Origin of the sequence: Streptomyces sp. NPDC087270, from assembly GCF_044744625.1 — a bacterium.
GTDB lineage: Bacteria > Actinomycetota > Actinomycetes > Streptomycetales > Streptomycetaceae > Actinacidiphila.
Genome location: NZ_JBIUYR010000011.1, coordinates 1 through 25,079, shown reverse-complemented (window position 1 = coordinate 25,079; position 25,079 = coordinate 1). Strand labels below are relative to the sequence as shown.

Sequence of the window (25,079 nt, the reverse complement as noted above, 5' to 3'; positions counted from 1 at the left end):
CCGGACACGTCCCCGGACACGTCGCCGGACGCGTCCCCGGCTCGACGCGTGTCGCCGGACTGACGCCCGCCATCGGCGTGCCCCGCGTCACCGGCCTGACGCCCGTCACCTGCTTGACGCGGGTCACCCGACCGAAGGACATCGCGGGCCGCGCCCGGCGCCGTGCAGATGCCGTAGCCGACCCCGCGCCTGGTCTGGATCAGCGGCGGCCCGAACCGGTCCAACTTCCGCCGCAGATAGGAGATGTACGTCTCCACGACGGTGGAGGACACCGCGGTGTCGTAACGCCAGACGTGCTGGAGGAGTTGTTCCTTGGTGAGGATGCGGCCGGCGTTGCGCAGCAGGTGCCGCAGCAAGTTGTACTCGGTGGGGGTGAGTTCGACCGGTTGTCCGGCTCGGCGGACGGTGTAGGTGGCCTCGTCCAGTTCCAGGTCGCCGTGGCGCAGCAGCCGCGCGGCGGGCAGCGGGTCGCGGCGGGTGCGGCGCAGCACCGCGTGCACCCGGGCCACCACTTCGTCGACCCCGAAGGGTTTGGTGATGTAGTCGTCGCCGCCGAGGGCGAGTCCGGCCACGACGTCGCGCGGGGCGTCGCGGGCGGTGACGAAGATGACCGCGGGCGCGTCGGTCCGGTCGCCGTCCGGCCCCGCGCCTTCGGCGGCGCGCTCCTCGCGCAGCGCCCGGCACACCTCGAAGCCGTTGCCGTCGGGCAGCATCACGTCGAGCAGCACCAGGTCCGGCCGGTGCTCCCGGGCGGCGGCCAGCGCCTGCCGGCCGGTGGCCGCCTCGTATACCGTGAATCCGTTGTATTTCAGGGTGATTCGCAGGATGTCGGCGATACCGGGTTCGTCTTCGACGATGAGCACGGTGGCGTCCATGCCCCTCAGTATCCGTGGGCGGTGTGGCGGGCGGACGGCGGCGAACTTTGGAGTTCCTTGAGAGAACGCGGTTCGGCTTGGTGAGGGGGTGCGCGGCCACGGACGCTGAAGGGACGGGCCGTTCGGGGTTCGGATGCGACTTCGACCGACGATGGGGGATGTGACGTGGCGGGTGTGGCGCGCTGGTGCTTCCGGCACAAGTGGTGGGTGATCCTGCTGTGGTCGGCCGCGCTGCTGATCGTGGGCGGCGCGGGCCGGATGGCCGGGGACGCGTACTCCAACGCGTTCTCGCTGAAGGGCACCGAGTCCGCGAAGGTGCTCGACCTGATGGGCAAGGCGGTGCCCGAGCAGTCCGGTGAGGCCGACACCGTGGTGTGGCACGTGGACTCCGGTTCGGTGCGCGACGCCCAGGTGCGGCAGCGGATCACCCCGGCGCTGACGCGGATCGCGCACCAGAAGGACGTCGGCGCGGTGGTCAGCCCGTACGACCCGGCGGGCGCGGCGCAGATCAGCAAGGACGGCCGGACCGCGTACGCCACCGTGACGTACACCAAGATCGGCGGTGAACTGTCCAACGGGCAGGCGCAGTCGCTGATCGACACCGCGCACGCGGCGCGGGCGCCCGGGCTGCGGGTCGAGGTCGGCGGCGCCAAGCCGGCCCAGGCCGAGCAGCCGCTGCCCGAACTCGCCGAGGGCATCGGCATCGCGGCCGCCGGGGTGGTGCTCTTCCTGGCGCTGGGCTCGCTGTTCGGGATGCTGCTGCCGATCGTCACCGCGCTGTTCGGCATCGGCATCGCGTCCTCGGCGATCATCCTGCTCAGCCACGGCATGGATGTGGCCGACTTCGCACCGGAGTTGGCGACGCTGGTGGGGCTGGGCGTCGGCATCGACTACGCGCTGTTCATCGTCACCCGGCACCGGCGGGCGATCCTGCGCGGCCGCAGCCCGGAGGACGCGGCGGTCGTCGCCCTCAACACCTCAGGGCGGGCCGTGCTGTTCGCGGGCGGCACGGTGTGCATCGCGCTGCTGGGCATGTTCACCCTGCGGCTGACCTTCCTCAACGGCGTTGCGGTGGCAGCCGCGTTGACGGTCGTGATCACCGTGGCGGCGGCGATGACGCTGCTGCCCGCGCTGCTCGGCCTGCTCGGCCTGCGGGTGCTCAGCCGCCGGCAGCGGCGGGCGCTGGCCGCGTCGGGGCCGCAGGTCGAGCAGGTCAACGGCCCGGCGGCGCGCTGGTCGGGCTTCCTCCAGCGGCACCCGCGCTCGCTCGCGGCGGTCGCGGTCGTGGTGATGGCGACGCTGGCGATCCCTGCGCTGTCCTTGCGGCTCGGCTCCTCCGACCAGGGCAACAACCCGGCCGGCACCACCACCCGCAAGGCGTACGACATGCTGGCCGAGGGCTTCGGGCCCGGCTTCAACGGCCCGCTGACGATCCTCGCCGAGGTGCCGTCCGCCGGCGACCAGGCGGCGCTGGACGGCCTGGTGACGCATCTGCGCGCCACCCACGGCATCGCCTACGCGGCCCAGATGCCGATGAAGGCCGGCCAGAAGGTCGCGCTGGTGGAGGCGGTGCCGACCACCTCCCCGCAGGACAAGGCGACGTCCGACCTGATCGACCACCTGCGTGACGACGTGGTGCCCGCGGCCGAGAAGGGCAGCACCATGCGGGCGTACGTCGGCGGCCAGACCGCGATGTTCGAGGACTTCTCCACGGTGCTGTACGGCAAGTTGCCGCTGTTCATCGGGGTGATCATCGCGCTCGGCTTCGTGCTGCTGCTGTTCGCGTTCCGCTCGCTGGTGGTGCCGCTGACCGCTGCCGTGATGAACCTGGTGGCGGCCGCGGCCTCCTTCGGGGTGCTGGTCGCGGTCTTCCAGTGGGGCTGGGGCGGCGCGCTCGCCGGGCGGGCGGGACCGGTGGACGCCTTCCTGCCGGTGATCATGCTGTCGCTGCTCTTCGGCCTGTCGATGGACTACCAGGTGTTCCTGGTCAGCCGGATGCACGAGGAGTGGGTGCACACCAGGGACAACGCGCGGGCGGTACGGGTCGGCCTCGCCGAGACCAGCCGGGTGATCAACTCCGCGGCCGTCATCATGATCTGCGTCTTCGCGGCCTTCGTGCTCAGCGGCCAGCGGGTGCTGGCGATGTTCGGCATCGGTCTGGCCGGGGCGGTGGCGCTGGACGCGTTCATCCTGCGCACGGTGCTGGTGCCGGCCTTGATGCACCTGTTCGGCCCGGCCAACTGGTGGCTGCCGAGGTGGCTGGACAAGCGGTTGCCGCATCTTGCGGTCGAGCCGGCCGAGGAGGAGGCCGAAGGGTTCGCGACCGCCGCCGCGCCGGGGGTCGCGGTCGCCCCGGGCGACGGCCCGGCTCCGGCCCCCGGTCCGCTGGTGCGCGGGCGGGTGACCGGCGCGGCCGGGCTGCCGGTGCCGCGCGCCGAGCTCACCCTGATCGCCTCGGACGGCCGCCAGGCCGCCCGGGCCCAGGCCGCCCCGGACGGCGCCTTCTCGCTGCCGGCCCCGGGCAACGGTTCCTACGTCCTGGTGGCGGGCGCCCCCGGGCACCACCCGCAGACCGCGAGCGTGCTCACCGCCGGCCACCAGGTCGACTGCGACCTGGTGTTGACCGGCACGGGCTCGCTCACCGGCACCGTACGCCGCGCCGACGGCGGCCCCGTCGAGGACGCGAAGGTCGTCCTGAGGGACGCCGACGGCCACCAGGTCGCCGAGGCCCGCACCGCCGAGGACGGCTCCTACGCCTTCGCCAACCTCTACCCGGGCAGCTACACCCTCCTCACCATGGGCTACCCGCCCTTCCCCGCGACCGTCCGGCTGACCGACCACGAACGTGACGGCGACGGAGACGTCGACCTGGAACTCGCCCACTCCGACTGAACGGCCCCCTTCCCAACCGCTGTCTCGCCTCCGGGCACTTGGACCCGGTGTCGACGGTCGAACGTGCTCGATCGCCCCGTCCCTCGGCGCGGCATTCCCGCGCCCATCCACCTCGGCGCGGCATTCCCGCACCCACCCGACGCGGCCCGGCTCCCTCCCCGAGGGAGCCGGGCCGCTTTCGTCTGCCCCGCCCCGCCACCCGGCAAGACCGTCACTCCGTCACCCAGTCCCGCAGTGACGGCACTTGGCAGTCTTGAACACGTTCAAGAACAGGGCTAGCATCCTTGCTGTCAGAGTTTTGAACACGTTCAAGAGCACTCTCCCAGGGGTGGAATGCGTCATGAACCTCACCGTCCTCGCCTATGTGATCTACCTGGCGATCAGCGTCACGCTGACCGTCTGGGTGGCCCGGACGCTCAGCCACAACGGCCGGCTCTTCCTGTCCGACGTCCTGCACGGCGACGAGAAGCTGGCCGACGCGGTCAACCACCTGCTGGTGGTCGGCTTCTACCTGGTCAACCTCGGCTTCGTCGCGCTCTACCTGAAGACCACGGACACCATCGAGGACGCCCGTGAGGTCTTCGAGGCGCTGTCGGTCAAGCTCGGCGTCGTCCTGCTGGTGCTCGGCGCCATGCACCTGGGCAACGTCTACGTCCTCAACCGCTTCCGGCGGCGCGGCCTGAGCGACCGCGAGCAGTACCCGCCGATCGAGCCGGACGACACCACGCCGACCGCGTGGGCGCCCAAGCCCGCGGGGGCCTGAGATGGCCGCCGGCACCGCGGCCCGCCGGGCGGAGCCGTACCGGCCGCCGGCCGCGGCACGCGTGACCGGGAGCAGGAGTGGGACCGGGAGCGGGAGTGGGAGCGCGACCGGGAGCGGACGCCGGCCGGTCCCCCGCCGGGCGATCCCCCGCCGGCCGTTGCGCGGGCTGACCGTGCTGTACGACCCGCGCTGCAAGCTGTGCTCGTTCGTCGCGGACTGGCTGGCCCGGCAGCGGCAGCTCGTGCCGATCGACCTGGTGCCCACCGGGTCGGGCGAAGCGCTGCGCCGCTTCCCGGAGTTGGACCACGCCGCCACGGCCAAGGAGATCACCGCGGTGGGCGACCAGGGCCAGGTCTACCGGGGCGACAACGCGTTCATCGTCTGCCTGTGGGCGCTGGCCGGGCACCGCGAGTTCGCGCACACCCTGACCAGGCCGGCCGGGCGACGGCTGGCCCGGGCCGCGGTGCTCAGCGCGGCGAAGTACCGCGGTACGACCAGCCACGGCGCGCTCGCCCACCCGCCGGCCAGGCCGCCGGGGAAGGTGACGTACGGGATGGCGCCCGGCTGGACGTACGACCGGGTCACCGGATGGAGCCAGGCGCCCGGGCCGAGCCCGGAGCCTGGCCCCGACCCCGACCCCGCTCCCACCTCACGCACCGGCACCCGCACCGGCGCCGGGGAGCACGACGGCACCTGCACGGACGGCTGCGGGCCCGCCCCCGGATAGGCTCACCCGGGTGGAGGACATGAACGACCGCACCACCGCGAAGGCCGCCGACACCGGCGAGGCCGAGCCGCTGCCCGGCGGCCGGGCCAGGCCGAAGACGGGCAAGAGCGAGCAGACCCGGGCGCTGATCCTCGCCACGGCGATGCGGCTGTTCCAGGAGCGCGGCTACGACAAGACCACGATGCGGGCGATCGCCCAGGAGGCCGGGGTCTCGGTCGGCAACGCGTACTACTACTTCGAGTCGAAGGAATTCCTGATCCAGGGGTTCTACGACCTGATGACGCACGACCACGCGCGCGACGCGACATCCCGCATGGAGGGGGAGCGGGATTTCGCGCGGCGCCTGGAGATCACCCTCGCCTCCTGGCTGGACTGCGCGGCGGAGTACCACGAGTTCGCCGCGCAGTTCTTCCGCACCGCCGCCGACCCGGACAGCTCGCTCAGCCCGTTCTCCAACGAGTCCCACCCGGCCCGCGAGACCGCCGTCGCCCTCTTCCGCGACGTCCTGACCGGCTCCGACCTCGCCCCCAAACTCGACGCGGAACTCGCCGAACTCCTCCCCGACCTGCTGTGGCTGCACCTGATGGTCGTCGTCCTGTACTGGGTCTTCGACCGCACCGAGGACACCGCCCGCACCCGCGAGTTCGTCCGCCGCTCCACCCCGTTCGTCGCCCGGATCATCACCCTTTCCCGCTACCGGGCCTTCCGCCCCCTGGTCCGCGACGCCAAGGGCCTGATCCAGGACTTCATCCTCCCCACCATCGGCAAAACCCCCCTCCCCACCCCACCGAAGCCGCCCACCCCCACCAGTAGACGCAAACGCCGCGCCTGACCGCCGAACGGCGCCCGACCCACCCGCCGCCGGCGCCCGACCCGCCTGCGGCCGGCCCTAGTCCGCCGTGTTCCCGCAGCGCAGATGCTCAGGGGTCCGCGCGGGGCGCTGCTTGGTGACGAAGGCACTGCGCAGCGCGTGGTACGGCGCGTCCGGGTCGAAGAAGGTCTGCCGCATCAGGGCCAGTTCCCGCTCGCGGTGGGCCCGCAGCGTCTCCTCGTCCCGTTCCCGCCGCGCCTTCTTCTCGACGACGCGCTGCTGCGTGCGGGGCGCCGACGCCAGACGTGCGGCACGTTCCGCGACGGCCGCACCGAACTGCGCGGGTGTGCTGTCGAGCACGAGGTCGACGAGGCCGAGGTCGCGCGCGCGGGCGGCGGTCACCGGCAGGGCCTGCCGCATGAGCCGTTCGGCCTGCGCGTCCCCCACCCGGCGGGGCAGCGTGTACGTCCAGTACTCCGAACCGTGCAGCCCCATCAGGCGGTAGTGGGGGTTGAGCACGGCCCCGGCGCGGCACCAGACCTCGTCCGCGGCCAGCGCGAGCGGCACTCCGCCGGCTGCCGCGTTACCGGCGAGCGCGGCCACGACCAGCCGGTCCGGGGTCGTCAGCAGCGCCTCGACGAGGTCGTCCATGGCGTTGATGTTCTCCCAGGACTCCTGGGCCGGGTCAGCGGCGCCCTGGATCACGTTCAGGTGGATGCCGTTGGAGAAGAAGTCCCTGGCGCCGCCCAGCACCAGCACGGTGGTCGGGCGCGAGCAGGCGAAACGGTGGGCGGCGAGCAGCCGCCGGCACTGGTCGGTACTCATCGCGCCGCCGGGGAAGGCGAACCGCAGGAACCCGATCTGCCCGTCCTCCTCGTAGCGGATGTCGCTGTACGTCCGCCGCTCCCGGGGCAGCCACAGCGGGACGGCGGACTCGGGCAGCGCGGGCATCCGGTCCCCGAGGGCGAGTACGGCCGGCCGCTTGAAGGTGGCGGGCCCGCCCGGCTTGCGGCGGGGCCGCAGTTCGGGGAGCCACACCGCTCCGTCCGCGGTCGCACGGCAGACGGCTCCGGCACGGGTGGCCAGCAGCGTCCCGGGGCGCCCGCGCAGGACGTCCTCGGGATGCCCGCCGTGCAGGTACCACTGCACCCCGAGCAGGTCGTCGAGCACGCCGGGCTGCGAGTCGGCTGCCCGCAGCTTCCGCACCACCAGTTCGGTGGGGTCCGCCGTCCAGTCGATCCGCCGCTCGCTCTGGTCGAGGTAGGGCCGGGACTGCGGCGCCCCCGGTCCGGCGGCGGCGGGTTCGGCGGGCCCTTCGGCACCAGGAGCGGCAGGAGCTGCGGAAGTTGCCTGCTGCGGGCGCGGCACATAGCTCCCGGCGGCGACGCGCTCGACCGCCAGCATCACCGCTCGGGCCGCCGCGTCACCGATCTCGTTGCGGTACAGGTCGCTCTTGCCGACCGGGGGCACCGGGCAGGCCACCGACGCCCACACGTCGCCCGCGTCCATCTCGGCGACCGCCTGGAGGACCGTCACCCCCCACTCCTCGGCCCCCTCGGTGACGGCCCGGTCCAGCGACGACGGTCCGCGGTCGCCCACCGGGCCCGGGTGGACGATCAGGCAGGTGTACGCCGACCAGATGTCCCGCGGGATCGCCGTCCTGAGCATCGGTGCGACGATCAGCTCGGGCGAGTGGCCCGCGACGGCCTCGCGCAACGCCTCGTCCCCGAGAGCCAGTTCCACCGCCACCCGGTGCCCGCGGTCCCCCAACTCCGCGAACACGCGCTGCGTCAGGCTGTTGAACGCGCTCGCCACCAGCAGGATGTCCATGACCGCCTCCGTCCGCCGACAGCCGAGGCCGAGATGTCGGCGTAGGCGATCATGGACCGTGCCAGGCGCGGCGACCCGCCCAACCGCCCGGACCCGCCCCCGGAATCACCTGACCGGTGGTGCGCCCCTCGGCCCTGAACTCACAGGGCGGACTGCAGCCCTTCGAAGCGCACCGACCAGCTCCGGTCGGACGGGAAGCCCGGGGCGTGGCGGTCGGGGGCGCCGTCCCAGCCGGCGGCCATGAAGGCGACGGCGTACAGCAGCGCGGCGTTGCTGGGGAAGTAGGGGAACGGCCCGCCGGTGGCCAGGCCGGCGTCGTCGAACTGGAAGCCCGCGGCCGGGTGGAGCAGGAAGTCCACGGCGTCGTCGGGGCGGCCGAGCCGCGCGGCGCACATCGCGAGCATCGGGAAGTCCCATCCCCAGGTCTGGTCGAACTGCCAGCCGGTGAAGACCTTCTCGGCGGTGCGGGCCATCGTGGGCACGTCCACGCCGTCGCCCGGCAGCCAGCCGTACGGCCCGATCAGGGCCGGGTGCTCGTAGTTCCACTGCGTCCACATGTCCTGGACGCCCTCGTGCAGGACGTACACCCCGTCCTGCGCCGGCAGCGGCGCGAGCCTGTCGTGGACGCGCTGCCACCGCGGATCGTCGCGCAGGCCGAGGCGCTTGCGCCACTGCTGCGCGATCCGCAACCCGAAGCGCCAGTAGGCGAGTTCGAACGTCGGGTTCTGCGTGGTCCTCGGGTCGGTGTTCTCCGAGACGACGTACATGGGCGGGCCGAGGATGTAGCGGCTCGTGGCCTCGTCCCAGAAGGCCCAGGAGGAAAGGAAGTCGGCGGTGTCGAAGACGATGTCGCGCCACTTGTGCAACGTGCTCTCGTCGGGGTGCGCCTGGTAGTCCATCTCGGCGAGGAAGAGCGGGTGCGGCTGCTGCCACACCAGCAGGGCGTGGATGACGTGCGGCGACTCGCGCCCGTCGGCCGTCGTGCACTTCGGCCAGCGCGCGCCGCCGAAGCCCTGGAACTGCGCCCGTTCACGCGCCGACCGGTGGAAGCGCTCGTAGACGTCCAGGCTGCGGTCGAGCATCGGCCAGCGGTTCCACAGCGCCCAGTGCGCGCCGTGCCACCAGTACATCTCCATGTGGAACTTGCCGTTCCAGCCGTTGTTGACGAGCCCGGCCTCCTGCGGCGGCAGCGAGCCCGCCTCGTTGACGCGCATCAGGTACTGGGAGAGCACGACGCGCCGCTCCAGTTCCTCCCAGCGCGGGTCGGTGCTCGCGGACAGGTCGATCGCCCCGCCGGAGAGCCAGTACTGGCGCCAGGCCCGGGTACTCGCCGCGAAGCTCGCGCTCGACGTCGGCACCGATCCGGCCGGCGTGGGCGCGTAGGTGCAGGTGAACCGCAGCCGGTCGGTACGGCCGCCGGCGGCGAGGCGGTAGCGGTGCCGGTCGGCCGCCGCTCCGATCGACAGGGTCTGGCCGTCGGGGACGACGATGTCGTGGTCCTGGCCCGCGTACGTGTAGCCGACCTCCAGGCGCTTGGCCTGGCCGGGCGCCGGGTCGCCGAGGTTCAGGTAGTTGACCAGCAGGGTGAGCGAGTCGTCCGCGACGAGCGGCGCGAGGATGCCGGTGACGTCGGCCCAGTGGCCGTCGGTGCCGTACCGCGCGGTACGGATGGCGAGTTCGCCGGTGGTGGCGCCCAGCGCGGTGAACGCGCCCTGGCCTTCCCAGGCGAGCGCGACGTGGTACTCGGTGGAGTCCAGCCGGTGCGTGAGGTCGGCGCGGTCGTGCCCGCGCGTCGTCGCCGTCGTCGTGTGGGCGTCCGGCGCACCGTAGTTACCGACGTACGCCGCGAACTCCTGCCCGTCGGCATACGGGAAGTCGAGGAGCACCGCCAACCGCCCGGTGGCGACGAGCGGCGAGTCGATCTGCACGGCGATCGTGTCGTGGTCGGGGTGGCAGCAGGTACGGACGTGGACCGGCTCGCCCGCGATCTCGAACCGGCTGTCGAGGACGCCGGTCCACAGGTCGAGTTCCTGGTGGACGGCCGTGAGGTCGTCGGCGGTGGCCGCGCGGCCGTCGGGCATGGTCAGCTCCATGCCGATACGTCCGAGGTTGAGGCGGGCCGGATTGGCGTAGAGCCACGCCGACAGTTCGGGCTGGTCCGGGTTGGGAATGGGGTAGTCGACGGGCCGGCCGTGCGTGTCCCAGACCTGGCCGCGGAAGTCGGACGGCTCCTGGCCGGGCGGCAGCGGGAAGCTGTGCCAGCCCCAGTCCGACATGGTGTTGAACGGCACGAACGTCTGCAGCCCGGTGACGTCGACGCCGAACGCGAACCCGCCGTTGCCGACTTGCAGGGGGCTCTGCGTGTCGAGCTTCCCGCGGACCACGCGGTGGCGGGCCACGACGGCCTGCCGGTCGATCGGGCGCATCGACCCGGCGCCCGCCGGCGTACGGGCCTCGGCGGCAGCGGGCTCCGCACCGACGCCGACCACCGCCGCGGCCGCCGAGCCGGACAGGAACGTTCTGCGCGTGACCATACGGGTGCCTCCTGGCGGAGAAGCGGCGAAGCGGCGAAGCCGAGCAGGCGAACGGTCGTCCGTGTCGGCCGTCGTCCCGGCGCTGTCGCGAAACCCGACACGGGGCACCGTCCGTTCCGCTCCTTCGTCGGCATCGGACGCTGGACGGCACGCGGAGACGACCCGGTGCAGTTGATTCGGTTCAACTCGTGCGCCAGGTTAGACCCGTGCTTTCGATCCGGGCAATGCCCAGGAAGGAAGTCGTCTACGCCGCGCCTCGCCGTGCGACCTCACCCGGTCACACCTGATGTGATTGAAACGTTCAACTCACCGCTCGGGCGGACCCGTCCGGCACTTGACGCCCTTGCACTCGGGCCCGCTCGGCGGCGTACGCGACGAACGCGGCCCATGCCTCGGGCCCGAACGCGGGCTGCTGCTGGTGCAGGCGCCGGCGCGGGCGTGGGGTGTCTCGTCGCGCGAGGTCGGCAAGACGGTGCGGGCGGAAGCGGTCATGGACGAAGGCCCGCAGGGGGCGCGTCCGTAGCGAGTTCGCGGCGGCGATCCACGTCCGGGGCGTGGCCGCACACGTTGCGGTGGCCCCGGTACCGGACGGTCGCGAGGTACCTAAAGGACCAGGTGAAAGAACCACCAACCACCCCTGCCGTCCCCGCAGTCGGGGCTCCCCCGGCCCACATCCGACCATTAACCCGAACGGGTGACATACCGTCAGGATTGTCGGACGGATGCGGTACGGTCGCCGCTAACGGCGCCGCCACTCCGCACCACCGGCAGCGCCCCACCCACGAAACGACTTCGGCCCCCGGCAGGACGGCAATCCTGGTCCGAGGGCCTGACCAACCAGGAAGAAGACCCTTCCCGATGGCTGACCCTGAGTCTAACGCGCCCCTGTCCGCGTCCCCACTCCCCGACGGCACTCCGTACTCCGGGGTGATCCACGTCCGGCACCGCCACACCGAGAACTTCACGGTGATCGGCAACCACCTGGCCCAGCACACCGGGTTGTCCGCCCTCGCGATCGGGCTCGGCGTGTACATCCTGTCGCTGCCCGACGGTGCCCCGGTGACCGTGAAGGCGCTCACCGCGCGCTTTCCCGAGGGCGAGATCACGATCCGCCGCGCGCTCAACGAGCTTGTCGCCACCGGCTACTTGGAGCGGCGCCGCTTCCTGATCGGCGGCGGCCGGTTCGCCAGCCGCACGATCGCGTACGACCGCCCGGAGCCCGGCCACCCCTGGCCCCCGCGGCCGCCCGAACCGGACGGAGGAGGCGGACCGAGCGGAGGAGGCGGCGGAGGCGGCATCGGCCCGGAAGCACCCGTGCCGACTTCCACGGCCCGCCCGACGCCGATCCCCGCCGAGGAGCCCGTGCGGGCGCCCACCCGGGGACCCGCCGCCGACCTGCTCGCCCGGCTGCGGCTCGCCGACCCCCGCCTGCTGCTGCCCGCCCGCGACATCGCGCGCCTGGTCCCCGCCGTGGACACCTGGCTGGAGCGCCTCGCCGACCCGGACCAGGTCACCCGCGCCCTGACCTCCGGTCTGCCGCACGGCCCCGTCCACCACCCGGGCCGCTTCCTCGCCCACCGCCTGACGGCCCTCCTGCCACCCCCACTCCCACCCGCACCCCTGCCAACCGGCCGCCCGGCCCCCCTCCACACCTGCGACGGCTGCGACCGCGCCTTCCGCACCCACGACCCCACCACCCGCTGCGCCGACTGCCGCCCCACCCCACCCCCCACGAAAAGGGCCGCCTGATGACCCGCTGGGGTAGCTTGAATCGCGTGAACGTCCAGGGCATCGAAGAGGTGCGGCTGACCGCCTTCAAGAGCTTTCGCGACCAGGTCCTCCCCCTTGCCCCGCTGACCACTCTCATCGGTCGCAACAGCAGCGGGAAGTCCAACGCGCTCGACGGTCTCGAAGTGCTGTCCCGGCTCGCCCGGGGCGAGGACATCGCCGAGGCGCTGGAGAGCCGGCGCGGTCCGGAAGGCGCGGTCCGGGGCGGACTGGCAGGGTGCGTCCCGCACGGCTCCGACCGTTTCTCGCTCGGGTGCAGCGTGCGGACGAAGCGTGGGCCGATCCAGCTCGATGTGACCGTCCAGGTCGAGCCCGAGGTGCAGATCATCGAGGAGCGGCTGACGGCCCGGACCGACGACGGCCGCCAGGACATGCTGGTGAGCCGCGAGTCGAACGCGGAGCACGGCGATGTGGTGGCCACCTGGCACAACGGAAAACCGGGCCGGGACCCGCAACTCCGGTTCCGCGGCTCCCGCCTTCTGACGGCGCAGCTCCCGTTGCGCGTCGACGGTGAGACGCCTGGCGGCAAGTACGCCGTGCGGTGCGCCGAGACAATGATCTCCACGCTGGAGGGCGTCTTCCACCTCGACCCCGTCCCCCACCTCATGCGCCAGTACGTCCCCTCACGCGACAGCAGCCTGCGCCGTACCGCCGAGAACCTGTCGGCCGCGGTGGGGAACATCGAGCGTACCGACGGGCCCCTCTTCGGGCGCCTGGTGGAGTTGCTGCGCGGCCTCGCCGATCACGAGATCGAGACACTCGCGGTCACCCGTTCCGAACTCGGCGACGTCATGATCGCGCTCAACGAGGGCCCGCTCGGCCTCACACCCGCCCGGGAGATGAGCGACGGGATGCTCCGCTTCCTGGCCATCACGACCTCGCTCCTCACCGGTGGTGGCGGGCTCGACCTGGGGCCTTCCACCACCGAGCGGGACGAACGCTCGCTGATGCTGGTGATCGAGGAACTGGAGAACGGCCTCCATCCGTCCCAGGCGTCCGAGGTGCTCGGGCTGGTCCGCCAGGCCGGTGCGGCCAACAGCACCCAGGTGCTCATCACCACGCACAGCCCGGCGCTGCTCTCCGCACTCGATTCCGAGGATCACGAGGGCGTGGTGGTCTGCTGGCGCGATCCCGACACGGGGACCAGCCGCCTGACCCGGCTCACCGAACTCGACGGCTATCCCGCGGCCATGGCAGCGGGCTCGCTCGGCGAGGTGGTCACGCGGGGACGCCTCGAAACCCGCCCGCCCCGCGATCGCGACTACACCGAGTTCGACCGGCTGCTGGGGATCGGGTGACGTATGGCACGCAGGGTCGAGTTCGTCGACACTTCCGTCCTCTGCAACCTGCTGAAGATCCCCGGCAAGTGCCAGGATCACGCGAAAGTGGTCGAGGAGTACCAGGCCAAGCGTGAGGCACGCGACTGCGACCTGCTGCTCCCGGTGACCGCGATCATCGAGACGGGCAACCACATAGCCCAGCTCGCCGACGGCCGTCAGCGGCGTACCTGTGCCGAGCTCTTCGCGGCGATGCTGCGTGCGGTCGTCAAGGGCGACGCTCCCTGGGCGCTCAACGAGGTGGAGTGGGGCGCTGCGCACTTGCAGGCGCTGATCCAGGGAGGCCGCACCGGCAGCACGCTGGTCGAGCACGCCTCCAACGGGCTCGGCTGCGGCGACCTGAACATCCTGATCGAACGGGACCGCTATCTGGACCGTACGTCCGGGGTGGCGGCGACCGTCTGGACGCTGGACGAGCTGCTGTCCTGTTACGCGTGACCTCGGCGCCGACCCGCCACTGACCCGTCGATCAGGGGTCAGCGGGCGGCTGCCCGCTCGGACTGCTGCTGCTCCCGCAGGTCCCGCGGCTGCTCGCCCGCCGCGCGGTCCCGTTCGCGGCGCAGCGCCCGCAGGCCGCGGATGCCGAGGACGCCGATCGCGGTGCCGAGGATCGTGGAGGTGATCGCGAGGGCGAGGTGAATCCAGAAGTACGCGGTCGGGTGGGAGTGGTCGCCGTGGTGGAAGGCGAGGCCGCTGGTGTCCTTCCAGAGATTCTTCACAAAGGTCGTCCAGACGATCCAGGACCACACGCCGAAGGCGACCAGGAACCAGGAGACGCGGCGGCTGAGCTTCATACGTACCAGTATGGGCGGGCTGTCGGGAGGGATGACGGGCGGGGTGCGGGGGTTCCGGGCGGCGAGCGTGCGAAGGGTCACGTGACGGGCGCGGGGCCCGGGGGCGCGGGAGGGCGGCCGGGCCCGGTACGTTCTGCGGGTGGCCAAGACAGTGACCTCAGCCCTGAAAGCGTCCGCGGCGTCCCTGACCGCCCTCCTGCTGGGAGGGACCGTGCTGGCCGGCACCGCGCAGGCCGCGCCGGCCAAGCCGAAGACGCCCAGCCCGCCGACGGTGATGTCGACGGTCGGCGGCGACCGGCTGAGCCTGCCGGGCACGCAGGTGAACGCGGCCGCGGGCGTGCCCGCGCTCCCGAAGGGCATCACCGCGCGTTCGTGGATCGTCACGGACGCCGAGACCGGCGACGTCCTCGCGGAGCACAACGCGCACTGGAAGCTCGCCCCGGCCAGCACCCTGAAGATGCTGCTGGCCGACATGCTCATACCGAAGCTGCCGGCGTCGACCGTGCACAAGGTGGTGCCCTCGGACCTGAAGGGCATGGGCGAGGGCAGCAGCCTGGTCGGGATCAAGGAGAACCTGACCTACACCGTGAAGGACCTGTGGCTCGGGGTGTTCCTGCGCTCGGGCAACGACGCGGTGCACGTCCTGTCGGCGATGAACCACGGCGTCCCGGCGACCGTGGCCGACATGAACGCCGAGGCGCACGAACTCCAGGCCGACGACACCCACGTGGTCTCGCCGGACGGCTACGACATGCCCGGCCAGGCCAGCAGCGCGTACGACCTGACGCTGTTCGCCCGCGCGGGGCTCCAGCTCCCCGAGTTCCGCGAGTACTGCTCGACGGTCACCGCGAAGTTCCCCGGCGACTACAAGAAGGTCAAGCACCCCAAGAAGGGCCAGCCGGGCAAGACCCGGGAGACCTTCCAGATCCAGAACACCGACCGCCTGCTCAGCGGTGACTCCGACGTGAAACCGTACCCGGGCATCGCCGGGGTGAAGAACGGCGACACGACGAACGCCGGCGCCACGTACACCGGGGTCGCCGAACGCGGCGGGCGCAAGCTGCTGGTCACCGTGATGCACCCGGACCCGGCGGTGTCGGGGCACAACGCGGTCTACCGCGAGGCGGCATCGCTGCTGGACTGGGGCTTCAAGGCCGCGCCGACGGTCAAGCCGGTCGGCACCCTGGTGCCTCCCCTGAGCCAGGTGCCCGCGGCCAAGACGTCGGCGCCGTCGTCCGTCGCGACGGACGGGCGGACCGCGGTCGCCGCCGCGTCGTCCTCTTCCTCTTCGTCGTCCCGCGGGCTGTGGACGGCGGCCGGGATCACCGCCGCGACCCTGGTGGTACTGGCCGCGGTGATCATCGTCGTGCGGCGTCGCCGTCCGCTTCCGTCCGCGGTGGTTCCCAGCGGTGCGAGCCCGAGCGCGGCGCGGGACCTTCCGCTCCAGGCGTCTCCCCCCGCTCAGCGGACCGCGCCGGATCAGGAGCAGGCACAGGAGCAGACGCAGGGGCAGACGAAGGCGCAGCAGCCAGGGACTTCTCCGGACCGCCCGGCGATCCGGCGCCGTCCCCGCTCCCCCCGGAAGCACTGACCGCGCCCCGCGGCGCCACCTCGCCGTACTGCGTCGCGGTCCACGCGGCGCAGTACAGCAGCAGCTTCGCCATGAAGTTGAACCACAGCAGCAGGGCGATCGGGGTGCCGAAGGCGCCGTAGACGTTCTTGCCCGCGACCCCGCGCAGATAGCCGCTCAGCCCGACCTTGAGCATCTCGAAGCCGACCGCCCCGATCAGCGCCGCCACCGCGACGGCCCGGCGGGGCGGGTCGACGCCGGGCAGCAGCGTCAGCAGGTAGACCAGGATGAGGAAGTCCGCGACGATCGCCAGCACGTAGCCGACGACGGTGAGCAGCACCCGGCCCGGGCCGTGGTGGTCCAGGCCGACCCGGTCGGCGGTCCAGTTGACCGCCGCGGTGGCGAAGCCGGAGGCCGCGAGCGAGACCAGCGCGGCCGCGCCCAGGCCCAGCAGCACCCCGCCGTCGGAGAGTTTGGCCTTGACCGGGTTGCGCTCCTCGTCGTCCTTGCGCCACACCGCGCGCAGGCAGTCGCGCAGCGAGCCGACCCACCCGATACCGGTGAACACCAGCGCGGCGGCGGCCGCCACGCCGATGGTGCCGGCGTTGGAGACCAGGCTGTTGATGTCGAGCTTGTCGGCGATGCCGGGGATCTGCTGGGAGATCTTGTGCTCCAGCGTGTCGAGCTGGTGATCCGACAAGGTGGCGGCGCCGACCGCGGCGACCACCGCGAGCAGCGGGAAGAGCGACAGGAAGCTGGTGAAGGTCATCGCGGCGGCCAGCCGCGTCCAGTGCACGGTCTGAAGGTGCGCGAACGCCCGCCACGCGTGGGTGCGCATCGCCCGCGCGATGTGCGGGCCGATCCACGGCAGCCGGGTCAACCAGTCCATGTCGGGCGGCTACCCTCCCCCGTGGCCTGCACGCCCGCGGGCTGCGCGGGTCCCTCGTCCGGGTGTCGCCGGCCGGGCCCGTCCCCGCGGGCGGCGGAGCTGAACACCAGTGTCCGGGTGCCCCAGAACCGCAGCGCGGTGGCCAGCGCCATCCCGACCCCCGCGCCGGAGACCACGTCGGCGCGCGCCGAGGTGCGGCCGAGGACGTAGTGCGAGAAGCCCAGGCACGCCAACTGCACCAGCGCCCCGGCGAGGTTCACCGCGAAGAAGGCGCCGTACCGCCGCGCCCGGCTGCCCCGGACCGGGCCGCGACCGCGGTAGGTGCCCAGCGCGTTGCCGAGGTACGCCACCGAGCAGCCGGCCAGGAACGACAGCGACTTCGCGGTCAGCGGCCCCATCCCGCCCGGCCCGCGCAGCCACACGAACAGCCCGAGGTCGGCGGCGTACGCGGCCCCTCCGGCCAGCGCGAACCCCATCAACTCCGGCCACATCCCGCGCCGCGCGGCCCCCCTCACCTCGCGCCGCGCGGCCCCGTTCGCTCCGTGCCGCGCGGACCTCCTCAGCCCGCGCACGACGAGACCCGCCCCACCGGCCGCCCCACCCGCCGCCTCACGAATTGACCACCGCGAGCACGTACAGCGCGCTCCACGCCATGGCGATCACCAGCAGCGGGCGGTCGCGCAGCACCACGTCCTCGGGCTCACCGGCGGCGCCGACATCGGCGAAGACCGCGTAGCGCAGCACCGACAGGGTGAAGGGGACCATCGACAACTGCCGCCAGGGCAGCAGGCCGTGCTCGCCGCCGCTGCTCTCCAGCGCCCACAGGCAGTAGGCGAGCACGGCCACGCCCGCCGCGAGCTGCCAGACGAACCGCAGATAGCCGATGGTGTACTCGCCGAGCAGCGCGCGGGTGGCGGTCAGGTCGCCGTCGCGCTGCGACATCAGGACGAGTTCGGAGTACCGCTTGGCGGCGACCATGAACAGCGCGCCGAAGCCGGAGGTGATCAGGAACCAGCGGGAGAGATCGATGTTCAGGGCGAGCCCGCCGGCCATGGCCCGCATCAGGAAGCCGGTGGTGACGATGACGAGGTCGACCACGAGCATGTGCTTCAGCCGCAGGCAGTAGGCGAGTTGCATGACCACGTACGCGGCGAGCAGCGCTGCGGTGTGGCCGTTGCAGGCGAGCGCGCCCACGGCGGGGGCGAGGACGGCGAGCAGGCCGCCGGCGGTGTAGGCGACGGAGACCGGGACCTGGCCGCTGGCGACCGGACGGCGGCACTTCACCGGGTGGGCCCGGTCCGCCTCCGCGTCGCGGGCGTCGTTGATCAGGTAGACCGCGGCCGAGCAGGCGATGAAGAGCACCAGCGCGGTCGCCAGCCGTATCGCCTCGTCGAGGTCGAGCAGCCGGGCGGCGGCGAACGGCGCGGCGAGCACCAGCCCGTTCTTCACCCACTGCCGGGGCCGGGCGGCCCGCAGCAGCCCGGTGGCGAGGGTCCAGCCGGTGCCGGGGACGGCGAGCGCCGGCGGCGCCGACTGCTCGATGACGGTGGCGGGTTCACTCATCGCACACCCCTGTGGGTCCAGTCCCGCCCGAGGCGGGCGGTGGTCGCGCCGAGCAGCGCGCCGAAGGCGACATCGGTCGGGTAGTGGACGCCCGCGACCAGCCGGGACAGGCAGATCGCGGTCGCGAGCGGGCGGAAGGGCGCGGCCGGGGCGAGCGCGCCGAAGGCGAGCGCGGCGGCGGCGGAGGAGGCGGCGTGCGAGCTGGGGAAGCTGTGCCGGCCGGCGGTGCGCACCAGTGGCGCGGCGCCGGGCGGCAGTTGCGGGCGCGGGCGGCGCACCACGCGCTTGACGGCCATGCTCGCGGCGTGCGAGGCGGCCACCAGGGCGGTGGCGCGCAGCCACGCGCCGCGGCGGGCCGGGTCGGCCGCCGCGCCGGCCAGCCCGGCGGCGAGCCAGACCGCGCCGTGCTCGCCGGCCATCGACAGCCCCCTTGCCGCGGCGGCGGCGTACGGCTGCCGGCCGCAGCCGCGCAGCACGGTCAGCAGGTCGTGATCCGGGCGGAACACCGGCCGCACCTCCTCGCTTCCTCGGTCGGGCTTCGCGCCGATGGCCGGCCGCGCCCCCCGGGTCGCGTGCGGGGTGCACGCCCCCTGGGTCCCCTGGGTCGCGTGCGCCGTGCGCGTCGCGCACGGCGCGTGAGTCATACGATTCGGCCATCGGACTGCGAATGCTTACCGTGCGGCACCCGCGCTTACCCCTCCCGATCGACCGTTACGGTGAGAAAAGCCGCATATACCGTCGAACCTCACCCAATAGGGCATTCCTCCGGGTTGGCCGGCGGTACGTTCACGGACATGCCCGTACCGCTCGCGCCGGCCACCACCCCCGTCACCGGCTGGGGCCGCACCGCCCCGACCGCCGCCCGGCTGCTGCGCCCGGGCACGTACGAGGAGGTCGTCGAGGCGGTACGGGCCTGCGACGGCCGCGGCGCCATCGCCCGGGGCCTGGGCCGGGCGTACGGCGACGCGGCGCAGAACGCGGGCGGCGCGGTGCTGGACATGACCGCGCTGGACCGTATCCACGAGATCGACGCCGTCGGCGGCGTGGTCACGTGCGACGCGGGGGTGTCGCTGCACCGGCTGATGGAGGTGCTGCTGCCGCTCGGCTGGTTCGTGCCGGTCACCCCCGGGACCCGCTACGTCACCGTCGGCGGCGCGATCGGCGCCGACATCCACGGCAAGAACCACCACGTCTCGGGCTCCTTCAGCCGCCACGTGCTCGCCTTCGAACTGCTGACCGGCGACGGCGAGACCCGGCTGGTGACCCCGGAGGCGGAGCCGGAGCTGTTCTGGGCGACCGCCGGCGGGATGGGCCTGACCGGGGTGGTGCTGGCCGCCACGATCCAACTGCTGCCGGTCGAGACGTCGTTGATGACCGTGGACACCGAGCGGGCCACCGACCTGGACGACCTGATGGCCCGGATGACCGCCGCCGACCACCACTACCGCTACTCGGTGGCCTGGATCGACCTGCTCGCCCGTGGCGCCCGCACCGGCCGGGCCGTGCTCACCCGCGGCGACCACGCCCCGCTCGAAGCGCTGCCGGAGCGGGCCCGCCGCGCCCCCCTCGCGTTCCGCCCGCGCCGGCTGCCGGCCCCGCCGCGCCCCGCGCCCGACGGGCTGCTCGGCCGCACCACCGTCGGGCTGTTCAACGAGTTCTGGTACCGCAAGGCGCCCCGCGAGCGGCGCGGCCAGCTCCAGAAGCTCGCCACCTTCTTCCACCCGCTGGACGGCCTGCCGGACTGGAACCTCGTCTACGGCCGGGCCGGCTTCGTGCAGTACCAGTTCGTGGTCGGGCACGGCCAGGAGGAGACGCTGCGCTCGGTGGTGCGCCGGCTGAGCACCCGCGGCTGCCCGTCGTTCCTCGCGGTGCTCAAACGGTTCGGGTCGGGCGATCCGGGCTGGCTCTCCTTCCCGATGGCCGGGTGGACCCTCGCGCTGGACATCCCCGCGGGGCTGCCGGGGCTCGGCGCGCTCCTCGACGAGCTCGACGAGGCGGTCGCGGCCGCCGGCGGCCGGGTCTACCTCGCCAAGGACTCCCGGCTGCGGCCCGACATGCTCGCCCGGATGTACCCGCGGCTGGACGACTTCCGTTCCCTGCGCGCCCGCTACGACCCGCGCGGCGCCATCACCTCGGACCTGGCGCGGCGGCTCGCGCTGTGACGTAGGGAGTTCGCTCATGAAGGACGCGTTCGGGGCTCCCCAGTCCCTGCTGGTGCTCGGCGGCGGCTCCGAGATCGGGCTGGCCACCGCGCGGCGGCTGATCGCCCGCAGGACCCGGCGGGTGCACCTGGCCGGGCGGCCCTCCCCCGCGCTGGACGCCGCCGCGGCCGAGCTGTCCGCGCTCGGCGCCGACGTGCACGTCACCGGCTTCGACGCGCTCGACCCGGGCTCGCACGAGGAGGTCCTCGGCAAGGTCTTCGCCGAGGGCGACATCGACATGGTGCTGGTCGCCTTCGGCGTGCTCGGGGACCAGGCGCGCGACGAGCAGGAGCCGCTGTCGGCCGTACGGGTGGCCGCGACCAACTACACCGGGGCGGTCTCCGCGTCCCTGATCTGCGGGGCGGCGCTCCAGCGCCAGGGGCACGGCTCCCTCGTCGTCCTCTCCTCCGTCGCCGGGGAGCGCGCCCGGCGGGAGAACTTCATCTACGGCAGCAGCAAGGCCGGGCTCGACGCGTTCACCCAGGGGCTCGGCGACGCGCTGCACCCCTGCGGGGTCCATGTCATGGCGGTACGGCCCGGATTCGTGCGGACCCGGATGACGGCGCATCTGCCCGCCGCGCCGCTCGCCACGACACCCGAGGTGGTTGCCGCCGCGATCGAGTCCGGCTTGCGGCGCCGGGCCGAGGTGATCTGGGTGCCGGGCCGGCTCCGCCCCGTCATGTCCGCCCTCCGCCACCTCCCCCGCCCCCTCTTCCGCCGCATCACGACTCCGCGGTAACAGGACCCCCCGGGTCCCCCGCCCCCGCCGTCCCGGGACCACCCCCCGGTGGGTGGCTTCCCGCGCCGTTCCCCGCGCCCCTTCGGGGTGGTTGCCCACCGCGTTCACAGTCCCGGTGCGTTGTGGCCGGCCGCGCAGTTCCCCGCGCCCCTGGGAAGCTGCGGGTTCTTCCGCGAAAGGAGCCGCACCAAGTGAGGCGCGCTGTGCAGCGGAGGCGCGCCACAAACAAGGGGCGCGGGGAACTGCGCGACCAGCCCATCACCGGGGGAAGATCCGGCGACCCCTGCAAGGGGCAGGCTCTGCGGGTGTCAAGCCCGCCAACAGAACGAGCTCAAGAACGCGGTAGGGGGCACCCCCGAAAGGAGCGAGGTTCGTTCCGCGGAAGAGCCGCGGTTACCCAGGGGCGCGGGGAACGGCGCGACAAGCCCACCACCGGGGGATGGTCCCGGGGCGGGCGGGACCACCCGCTACGGGGGGTCAGGTCAAGGCATCGCGAAGCCGCCCCAAAGACCAGTCGAGATCCTCCTTGGAGATGGTCAGCGGGGGCGCGAGCCGAATCGTGGACCCGTGGGTGTCCTTGGCGAGCACCCCCCGCCGAAGCAACCGCTCAGTGAGCGCGCGCCCGCTCCCGAGGGAGGGATCGACGTCGATCCCGGCCCACAGCCCGCGCCCGCGCACCGCCGTGACCGCCCCGCCGGAGGCGATCGCCGCGAGCTCGCGATGCAGGTGGTCACCGAGTTCCGCGGCCCGCTGCTGGTACTCCCCGGTCCGCAGCATGTCGACGACCTCGATGCCCACCGCGCACGCCAGCGGGTTCCCGCCGAACGTGGAGCCGTGCTCGCCCGGGTGGAAGACCCCGAGCACGTCCCGGGAGGCGACCACCGCGGAGACCGGGACGACCCCGCCGCCCAGCGCCTTGCCGAGGACGTAGACGTCGGGAACCACGTCCTCGTGCTCGCAGGCGAACGTGCGGCCCGTGCGGCCGAGGCCGGACTGGATCTCGTCGGCGACGAAGAGCACCCCGCGCTCGCGGGTGAGCCGCCGCACCCCGGCGAGGTACCCGGGCGGCGGCACGAGAACGCCGGCCTCGCCCTGGATCGGCTCGATCAGCACCGCCACGGTGTCGTCGTCGACCGCGGCCTCCATCGCGGCGAGGTCGCCGTACGGGACGATCGTGAAGCCCGGCGTGTACGGGCCGAAGTCCGCGCGGGCCTCGGGATCGGTGGAGAAACTGACGATCGTGGTGGTGCGGCCGTGGAAGTTCCCCTCGGCGACGACGATCTTCGCCCGGCCGTCCGGCACGCCCTTGACCTGGTAGCCCCATTTGCGGGCGGTCTTCACCGCGGTCTCCACCGCCTCCGCCCCGGTGTTCATCGGCAGCACCATGTCCTTGCCGCACAGCTCGGCGAGCCCCCGGCAGAACTCGCCGAACCGGTCGTGGTGGAAGGCCCGCGAGGTGAGCGTCACCCGGTCCAGCTGCGCCTTCGCCGCGGCGATCAGCCGCGGGTTGCCGTGGCCGAAGTTGAGCGCCGAGTACCCGGCGAGCATGTCGACGTACCGGCGGCCGTCGATGTCGGTCACCCACGCGCCCTCGGCGGAGGCGACGACGACGGGCAGCGGGTGGTAGTTGTGCGCGCTGTACTCCTCGACGACCGCGATCTCACGGTCGGTCGTGGTGCTGTCGGGAGCCGGGGCGCTGCCGGAAGCCGAGGTGCCGGGTTCGTCGTTCGTCACGTGCGTACTCCGTTCGTCATGCGTCAGGAGCCAGGCCGGGCCTGGAGCGGGGCGGGGGTGGTGCCCTCGTTTCTATCGTCGCTCACCGCCGTCCCGGTGAAACCTCCCGCGGACCCGCCCGTGCGTCGAAGGATCGACGGCATCGCCCGGGGGTGTGGGCGCGGGCCCGCGGCCTGAGAGAATGGAGGTATGGCCAACCTGCGACCTCGTGCCCTGTCCGGCATCCAGCCCACTGCCAGCTCGTTCCACCTGGGCAACTACCTGGGTGCGATCCGGCAGTACGTCGCGATGCAGGACACCCACGACGCCTTCTACATGGTGGTGGACCTGCACGCGATCACCGTGCCGCAGGACCCGGCGACGCTGCGCGCCAACACCCGGCTGGCGGCCGCGCAGCTGCTGGCCGCGGGCCTGGACCCGGAGCGCTGCACGCTCTTCGTGCAGAGCCACGTGCCCGAGCACGCGCAGCTCGGCTGGCTGATGAACTGCATCACCGGCTTCGGCGAGGCGTCCCGGATGACGCAGTTCAAGGACAAGTCGGCCCGGCAGGGCGCCGACAGCACCACCGTGGGCCTGTTCACGTACCCGATCCTCCAGGTCGCCGACATCCTGCTCTACCAGGCCGACGCGGTGCCGGTCGGCGAGGACCAGCGGCAGCACATCGAGCTGACCCGGGACCTCGCGGAGCGGTTCAACGGGCGGTTCGGCCAGACCTTCAACCTGCCCGCGGCCCACATCGTGCGCGAGGTCGCGAAGATCTACGACCTCCAGGACCCGACCGCGAAGATGAGCAAGTCCGCGGCCTCCGCGAAGGGTCTGGTCAACCTGCTCGACGAGCCGAAGGTGTCGGCGAAGAAGTTCCGCAGCGCGGTCACGGACACCGACACGGTCATCCGGTACGACGAAACGGGTAAGCCGGGCATCAGCAACCTGCTCAGGATTCACTCCGCCCTCACTGGCACCGGAATCGCCGAACTCGAGGAGCGATACGCGGGCAAGGGCTACGGTGCGCTCAAGACCGACCTCGCGGAGATCTTCGTGGCGTGGGTCACACCGTTCCGCGAGCGCACGCAGGAGTATCTGGGAGACCCCGAGACGCTGGACTCCGTTCTGGCCAAGGGAGCCGAGAAGGCACGGGCCGTCGCCGCCGAGACGCTGGCGCTGGCGTACGACCGGATCGGCTTCCTGCCGGCGAAGCACTGAAGTACCGGCCGTACGGCCGGGTGGATCGGGTTGTGACGCACGTCGCTGTCCGGTTCCTCGGCATGCGCGCGACACTGAGCAGGACGAACGAGCACGACCGTGAGGCGACCCGGGAAAGAGGTGAACGCAGTGGGTACCACCACCATCGGCGTGTCCATCGCGGTCCCGGAGCCGTACGGACGGCTGTTGCAGGAGCGGCGGGCCGGGTTCGGTGACCCCGCGGCCTTCGCGATCCCCACGCATGTGACGCTCCTCCCGCCGACGGAGGTGGCCCGCGAGGAGTTGCCCGGCTTCGGCCGGCACCTCTCCCGGGTCGCCTCGTACGGACGGCCGTTCGTGATGCGGCTCGACGGCACCGCGACCTTCCGGCCGGTCTCCCCGGTGGTCTACGTGCGGATCGCCGAGGGGGATGCCGCGTGCGGTGAGCTCCAGGAGCAGGTGCGGTCCGGGCCGGTGGCCCGCGAGCTCCAGTTCCCCTACCACCCGCACGTCACCATCGCGCACGGCATCGCCGAGGATGCGATGGATCGGGCGCAGGCCGAGCTGGCGGGGTTCGCCGCCGAGTGGACCGCGTCCGGCTTCGCCCTCTACGAACAGGGCCCCGACGACGTCTGGCGGCAGCTCCGCGTCTATCCCTTCGGCGCGGAAGACCTCCCCCCGCTCCCCCACCAACACGGCCGCCGCGTCACCGCCCCACGGTAACGAGCGCCGCGTTCACAGTGCCCGTACGTTGTGGCTGGCCGCGCAGTTCCCCGCGCCCCTGGGGGTGCTCTGAGGCGCGCTGTGCAGCGGAGGCGCGCCACAAACAAGGGGCGCGGGGAACTGCGCG

At 72.7% G+C, this 25,079-nt stretch carries 20 protein-coding genes and 2 pseudogenes; 13 read left to right on the top strand and 9 right to left on the bottom strand.

The features are described from left to right. Window positions 1-167: 167 nt before the first annotated feature. Window positions 168-875 (bottom strand): annotated as a pseudogene (locus ACIPAE_RS22245) (response regulator transcription factor); the annotation flags it as partial. 174 nt (window positions 876-1,049) lie between these two features. Here ACIPAE_RS22245 and ACIPAE_RS22240 point away from each other — a divergent pair. The 4 genes from ACIPAE_RS22240 (at window position 1,050) to ACIPAE_RS22225 (ending at window position 6,089) form a co-directional block, all read left to right on the top strand. Continuing rightward, a complete protein-coding gene (locus ACIPAE_RS22240; RefSeq protein ID WP_402447639.1) occupies window positions 1,050-3,767 on the top strand; it encodes an MMPL family transporter in 2,718 nt (905 codons plus the stop codon). A 340-nt stretch (window positions 3,768-4,107) separates the two neighbouring features. Then, window positions 4,108-4,530: a hypothetical protein gene (locus ACIPAE_RS22235; protein ID WP_328468322.1), complete on the top strand. Its 423-nt coding sequence runs from the start codon at window positions 4,108-4,110 to the stop codon at window positions 4,528-4,530. Window positions 4,531-4,687: 157 nt separating this feature from the next. Then, window positions 4,688-5,257, top strand: coding sequence for a thiol-disulfide oxidoreductase DCC family protein (locus tag ACIPAE_RS22230; protein WP_402447389.1), 570 nt, complete (start codon window positions 4,688-4,690; stop codon window positions 5,255-5,257). A gap of 19 nt (window positions 5,258-5,276) precedes the next feature. Then, a complete protein-coding gene (locus ACIPAE_RS22225) occupies window positions 5,277-6,089 on the top strand; it encodes a TetR family transcriptional regulator (protein ID WP_329374008.1) in 813 nt (270 codons plus the stop codon). A gap of 57 nt (window positions 6,090-6,146) precedes the next feature. On the opposite strand, the gene ACIPAE_RS22220 is transcribed toward ACIPAE_RS22225, so the two are convergent. Beyond that, window positions 6,147-7,898: an enoyl-CoA hydratase-related protein gene (locus ACIPAE_RS22220; RefSeq protein ID WP_402447388.1), complete on the bottom strand. Its 1,752-nt coding sequence runs from the start codon at window positions 7,896-7,898 to the stop codon at window positions 6,147-6,149. Between the two features lie 140 nt (window positions 7,899-8,038). Beyond that, the gene (locus tag ACIPAE_RS22215) at window positions 8,039-10,432 is read right to left on the bottom strand and encodes a DNAJC11 domain-containing protein (RefSeq protein ID WP_402447386.1); all 2,394 of its coding nucleotides are present in this window, start codon (window positions 10,430-10,432) and stop codon (window positions 8,039-8,041) included. A 334-nt stretch (window positions 10,433-10,766) separates the two neighbouring features. Between ACIPAE_RS22215 and ACIPAE_RS22210 the strand changes: the two genes are divergently transcribed. The 4 genes from ACIPAE_RS22210 to ACIPAE_RS22195 all read left to right on the top strand — a co-directional run bounded on the left by ACIPAE_RS22210 (window position 10,767) and on the right by ACIPAE_RS22195 (window position 13,995). Next, the gene (locus ACIPAE_RS22210) at window positions 10,767-10,955 is read left to right on the top strand and encodes a hypothetical protein (protein WP_402447384.1); all 189 of its coding nucleotides are present in this window, start codon (window positions 10,767-10,769) and stop codon (window positions 10,953-10,955) included. Window positions 10,956-11,290: 335 nt separating this feature from the next. After that, window positions 11,291-12,181 carry a hypothetical protein gene (locus tag ACIPAE_RS22205; protein WP_402447382.1) on the top strand — a complete coding sequence of 297 codons (891 nt, stop codon included), beginning with the start codon at window positions 11,291-11,293 and terminating at the stop codon, window positions 12,179-12,181. Between the two features lie 26 nt (window positions 12,182-12,207). Next, window positions 12,208-13,518: an ATP-binding protein gene (locus tag ACIPAE_RS22200; RefSeq protein ID WP_329365605.1), complete on the top strand. Its 1,311-nt coding sequence runs from the start codon at window positions 12,208-12,210 to the stop codon at window positions 13,516-13,518. 3 nt (window positions 13,519-13,521) lie between these two features. Next, window positions 13,522-13,995 carry a hypothetical protein gene (locus ACIPAE_RS22195; protein ID WP_402447380.1) on the top strand — a complete coding sequence of 158 codons (474 nt, stop codon included), beginning with the start codon at window positions 13,522-13,524 and terminating at the stop codon, window positions 13,993-13,995. Window positions 13,996-14,033: 38 nt separating this feature from the next. On the opposite strand, the gene ACIPAE_RS22190 is transcribed toward ACIPAE_RS22195, so the two are convergent. Further along, on the bottom strand, window positions 14,034-14,351 hold the full coding sequence (locus ACIPAE_RS22190) for an SCO4848 family membrane protein (RefSeq protein WP_402447378.1): 318 nt from the start codon (window positions 14,349-14,351) through the stop codon (window positions 14,034-14,036). A gap of 139 nt (window positions 14,352-14,490) precedes the next feature. On the opposite strand from ACIPAE_RS22190, the gene ACIPAE_RS22185 reads away from it, so the two are divergent. After that, window positions 14,491-15,942: a D-alanyl-D-alanine carboxypeptidase gene (locus ACIPAE_RS22185; RefSeq protein WP_402447376.1), complete on the top strand. Its 1,452-nt coding sequence runs from the start codon at window positions 14,491-14,493 to the stop codon at window positions 15,940-15,942. Window positions 15,943-15,985: 43 nt separating this feature from the next. Here ACIPAE_RS22185 and ACIPAE_RS22180 read toward each other — a convergent pair. The 4 genes and pseudogenes from ACIPAE_RS22180 to ACIPAE_RS22165 all read right to left on the bottom strand — a co-directional run. After that, window positions 15,986-16,759, bottom strand: a pseudogene (locus ACIPAE_RS22180) (YihY/virulence factor BrkB family protein); the annotation flags it as partial. A 38-nt stretch (window positions 16,760-16,797) separates the two neighbouring features. Further along, window positions 16,798-17,301 carry a GtrA family protein gene (locus tag ACIPAE_RS22175; protein ID WP_402447637.1) on the bottom strand — a complete coding sequence of 168 codons (504 nt, stop codon included), beginning with the start codon at window positions 17,299-17,301 and terminating at the stop codon, window positions 16,798-16,800. 118 nt (window positions 17,302-17,419) lie between these two features. Then, window positions 17,420-18,373, bottom strand: a complete 954-nt coding sequence (locus ACIPAE_RS22170) for a decaprenyl-phosphate phosphoribosyltransferase (protein WP_329365613.1) — start codon at window positions 18,371-18,373, stop codon at window positions 17,420-17,422. Beyond that, window positions 18,370-18,879 carry a phosphatase PAP2 family protein gene (locus ACIPAE_RS22165; protein WP_329365615.1) on the bottom strand — a complete coding sequence of 170 codons (510 nt, stop codon included), beginning with the start codon at window positions 18,877-18,879 and terminating at the stop codon, window positions 18,370-18,372. The genes ACIPAE_RS22170 and ACIPAE_RS22165 overlap by 4 nt, the downstream gene beginning before the upstream one ends. A gap of 288 nt (window positions 18,880-19,167) precedes the next feature. Between ACIPAE_RS22165 and ACIPAE_RS22160 the strand changes: the two genes are divergently transcribed. After that, a complete protein-coding gene (locus ACIPAE_RS22160; RefSeq protein WP_329365616.1) occupies window positions 19,168-20,535 on the top strand; it encodes an FAD-binding oxidoreductase in 1,368 nt (455 codons plus the stop codon). Between the two features lie 16 nt (window positions 20,536-20,551). Continuing rightward, entirely contained in the window at window positions 20,552-21,313 is a 762-nt protein-coding gene (locus tag ACIPAE_RS22155) for a decaprenylphospho-beta-D-erythro-pentofuranosid-2-ulose 2-reductase (protein ID WP_328468289.1), read from the top strand. Window positions 21,314-21,790: 477 nt separating this feature from the next. On the opposite strand, the gene rocD is transcribed toward ACIPAE_RS22155, so the two are convergent. Then, window positions 21,791-23,047 carry an ornithine--oxo-acid transaminase gene (rocD, locus tag ACIPAE_RS22150; RefSeq protein WP_402447374.1) on the bottom strand — a complete coding sequence of 419 codons (1,257 nt, stop codon included), beginning with the start codon at window positions 23,045-23,047 and terminating at the stop codon, window positions 21,791-21,793. Between the two features lie 189 nt (window positions 23,048-23,236). On the opposite strand from rocD, the gene trpS reads away from it, so the two are divergent. Both trpS and ACIPAE_RS22140 read left to right on the top strand, forming a co-directional pair. Continuing rightward, on the top strand, window positions 23,237-24,250 hold the full coding sequence (gene trpS / locus ACIPAE_RS22145) for a tryptophan--tRNA ligase (RefSeq protein WP_402447372.1): 1,014 nt from the start codon (window positions 23,237-23,239) through the stop codon (window positions 24,248-24,250). A gap of 129 nt (window positions 24,251-24,379) precedes the next feature. After that, window positions 24,380-24,952: a 2'-5' RNA ligase family protein gene (locus ACIPAE_RS22140; protein ID WP_329365621.1), complete on the top strand. Its 573-nt coding sequence runs from the start codon at window positions 24,380-24,382 to the stop codon at window positions 24,950-24,952. The last annotated feature ends 127 nt before the right edge of the window (window positions 24,953-25,079 follow it).

What these genes read in the sequence shown, in the direction of transcription:
- ACIPAE_RS22225 (WP_329374008.1), top strand. Translation starts at nt 5,277, where the DNA reads ATGAACGACCGCACCACCGCGAAGGCCGCCGACACCGGCGAGGCCGAG.
- ACIPAE_RS22175 (WP_402447637.1), bottom strand. Translation starts at nt 17,301, where the DNA reads ATGTGGCCGGAGTTGATGGGGTTCGCGCTGGCCGGAGGGGCCGCGTAC.
- ACIPAE_RS22190 (WP_402447378.1), bottom strand. Translation starts at nt 14,351, where the DNA reads ATGAAGCTCAGCCGCCGCGTCTCCTGGTTCCTGGTCGCCTTCGGCGTG.
- trpS (WP_402447372.1), top strand. Translation starts at nt 23,237, where the DNA reads ATGGCCAACCTGCGACCTCGTGCCCTGTCCGGCATCCAGCCCACTGCC.
- ACIPAE_RS22170 (WP_329365613.1), bottom strand. Translation starts at nt 18,373, where the DNA reads ATGAGTGAACCCGCCACCGTCATCGAGCAGTCGGCGCCGCCGGCGCTC.
- ACIPAE_RS22155 (WP_328468289.1), top strand. Translation starts at nt 20,552, where the DNA reads ATGAAGGACGCGTTCGGGGCTCCCCAGTCCCTGCTGGTGCTCGGCGGC.
- ACIPAE_RS22215 (WP_402447386.1), bottom strand. Translation starts at nt 10,432, where the DNA reads ATGGTCACGCGCAGAACGTTCCTGTCCGGCTCGGCGGCCGCGGCGGTG.
- ACIPAE_RS22235 (WP_328468322.1), top strand. Translation starts at nt 4,108, where the DNA reads ATGAACCTCACCGTCCTCGCCTATGTGATCTACCTGGCGATCAGCGTC.
- ACIPAE_RS22220 (WP_402447388.1), bottom strand. Translation starts at nt 7,898, where the DNA reads ATGGACATCCTGCTGGTGGCGAGCGCGTTCAACAGCCTGACGCAGCGC.
- ACIPAE_RS22205 (WP_402447382.1), top strand. Translation starts at nt 11,291, where the DNA reads ATGGCTGACCCTGAGTCTAACGCGCCCCTGTCCGCGTCCCCACTCCCC.
- ACIPAE_RS22160 (WP_329365616.1), top strand. Translation starts at nt 19,168, where the DNA reads ATGCCCGTACCGCTCGCGCCGGCCACCACCCCCGTCACCGGCTGGGGC.
- ACIPAE_RS22195 (WP_402447380.1), top strand. Translation starts at nt 13,522, where the DNA reads ATGGCACGCAGGGTCGAGTTCGTCGACACTTCCGTCCTCTGCAACCTG.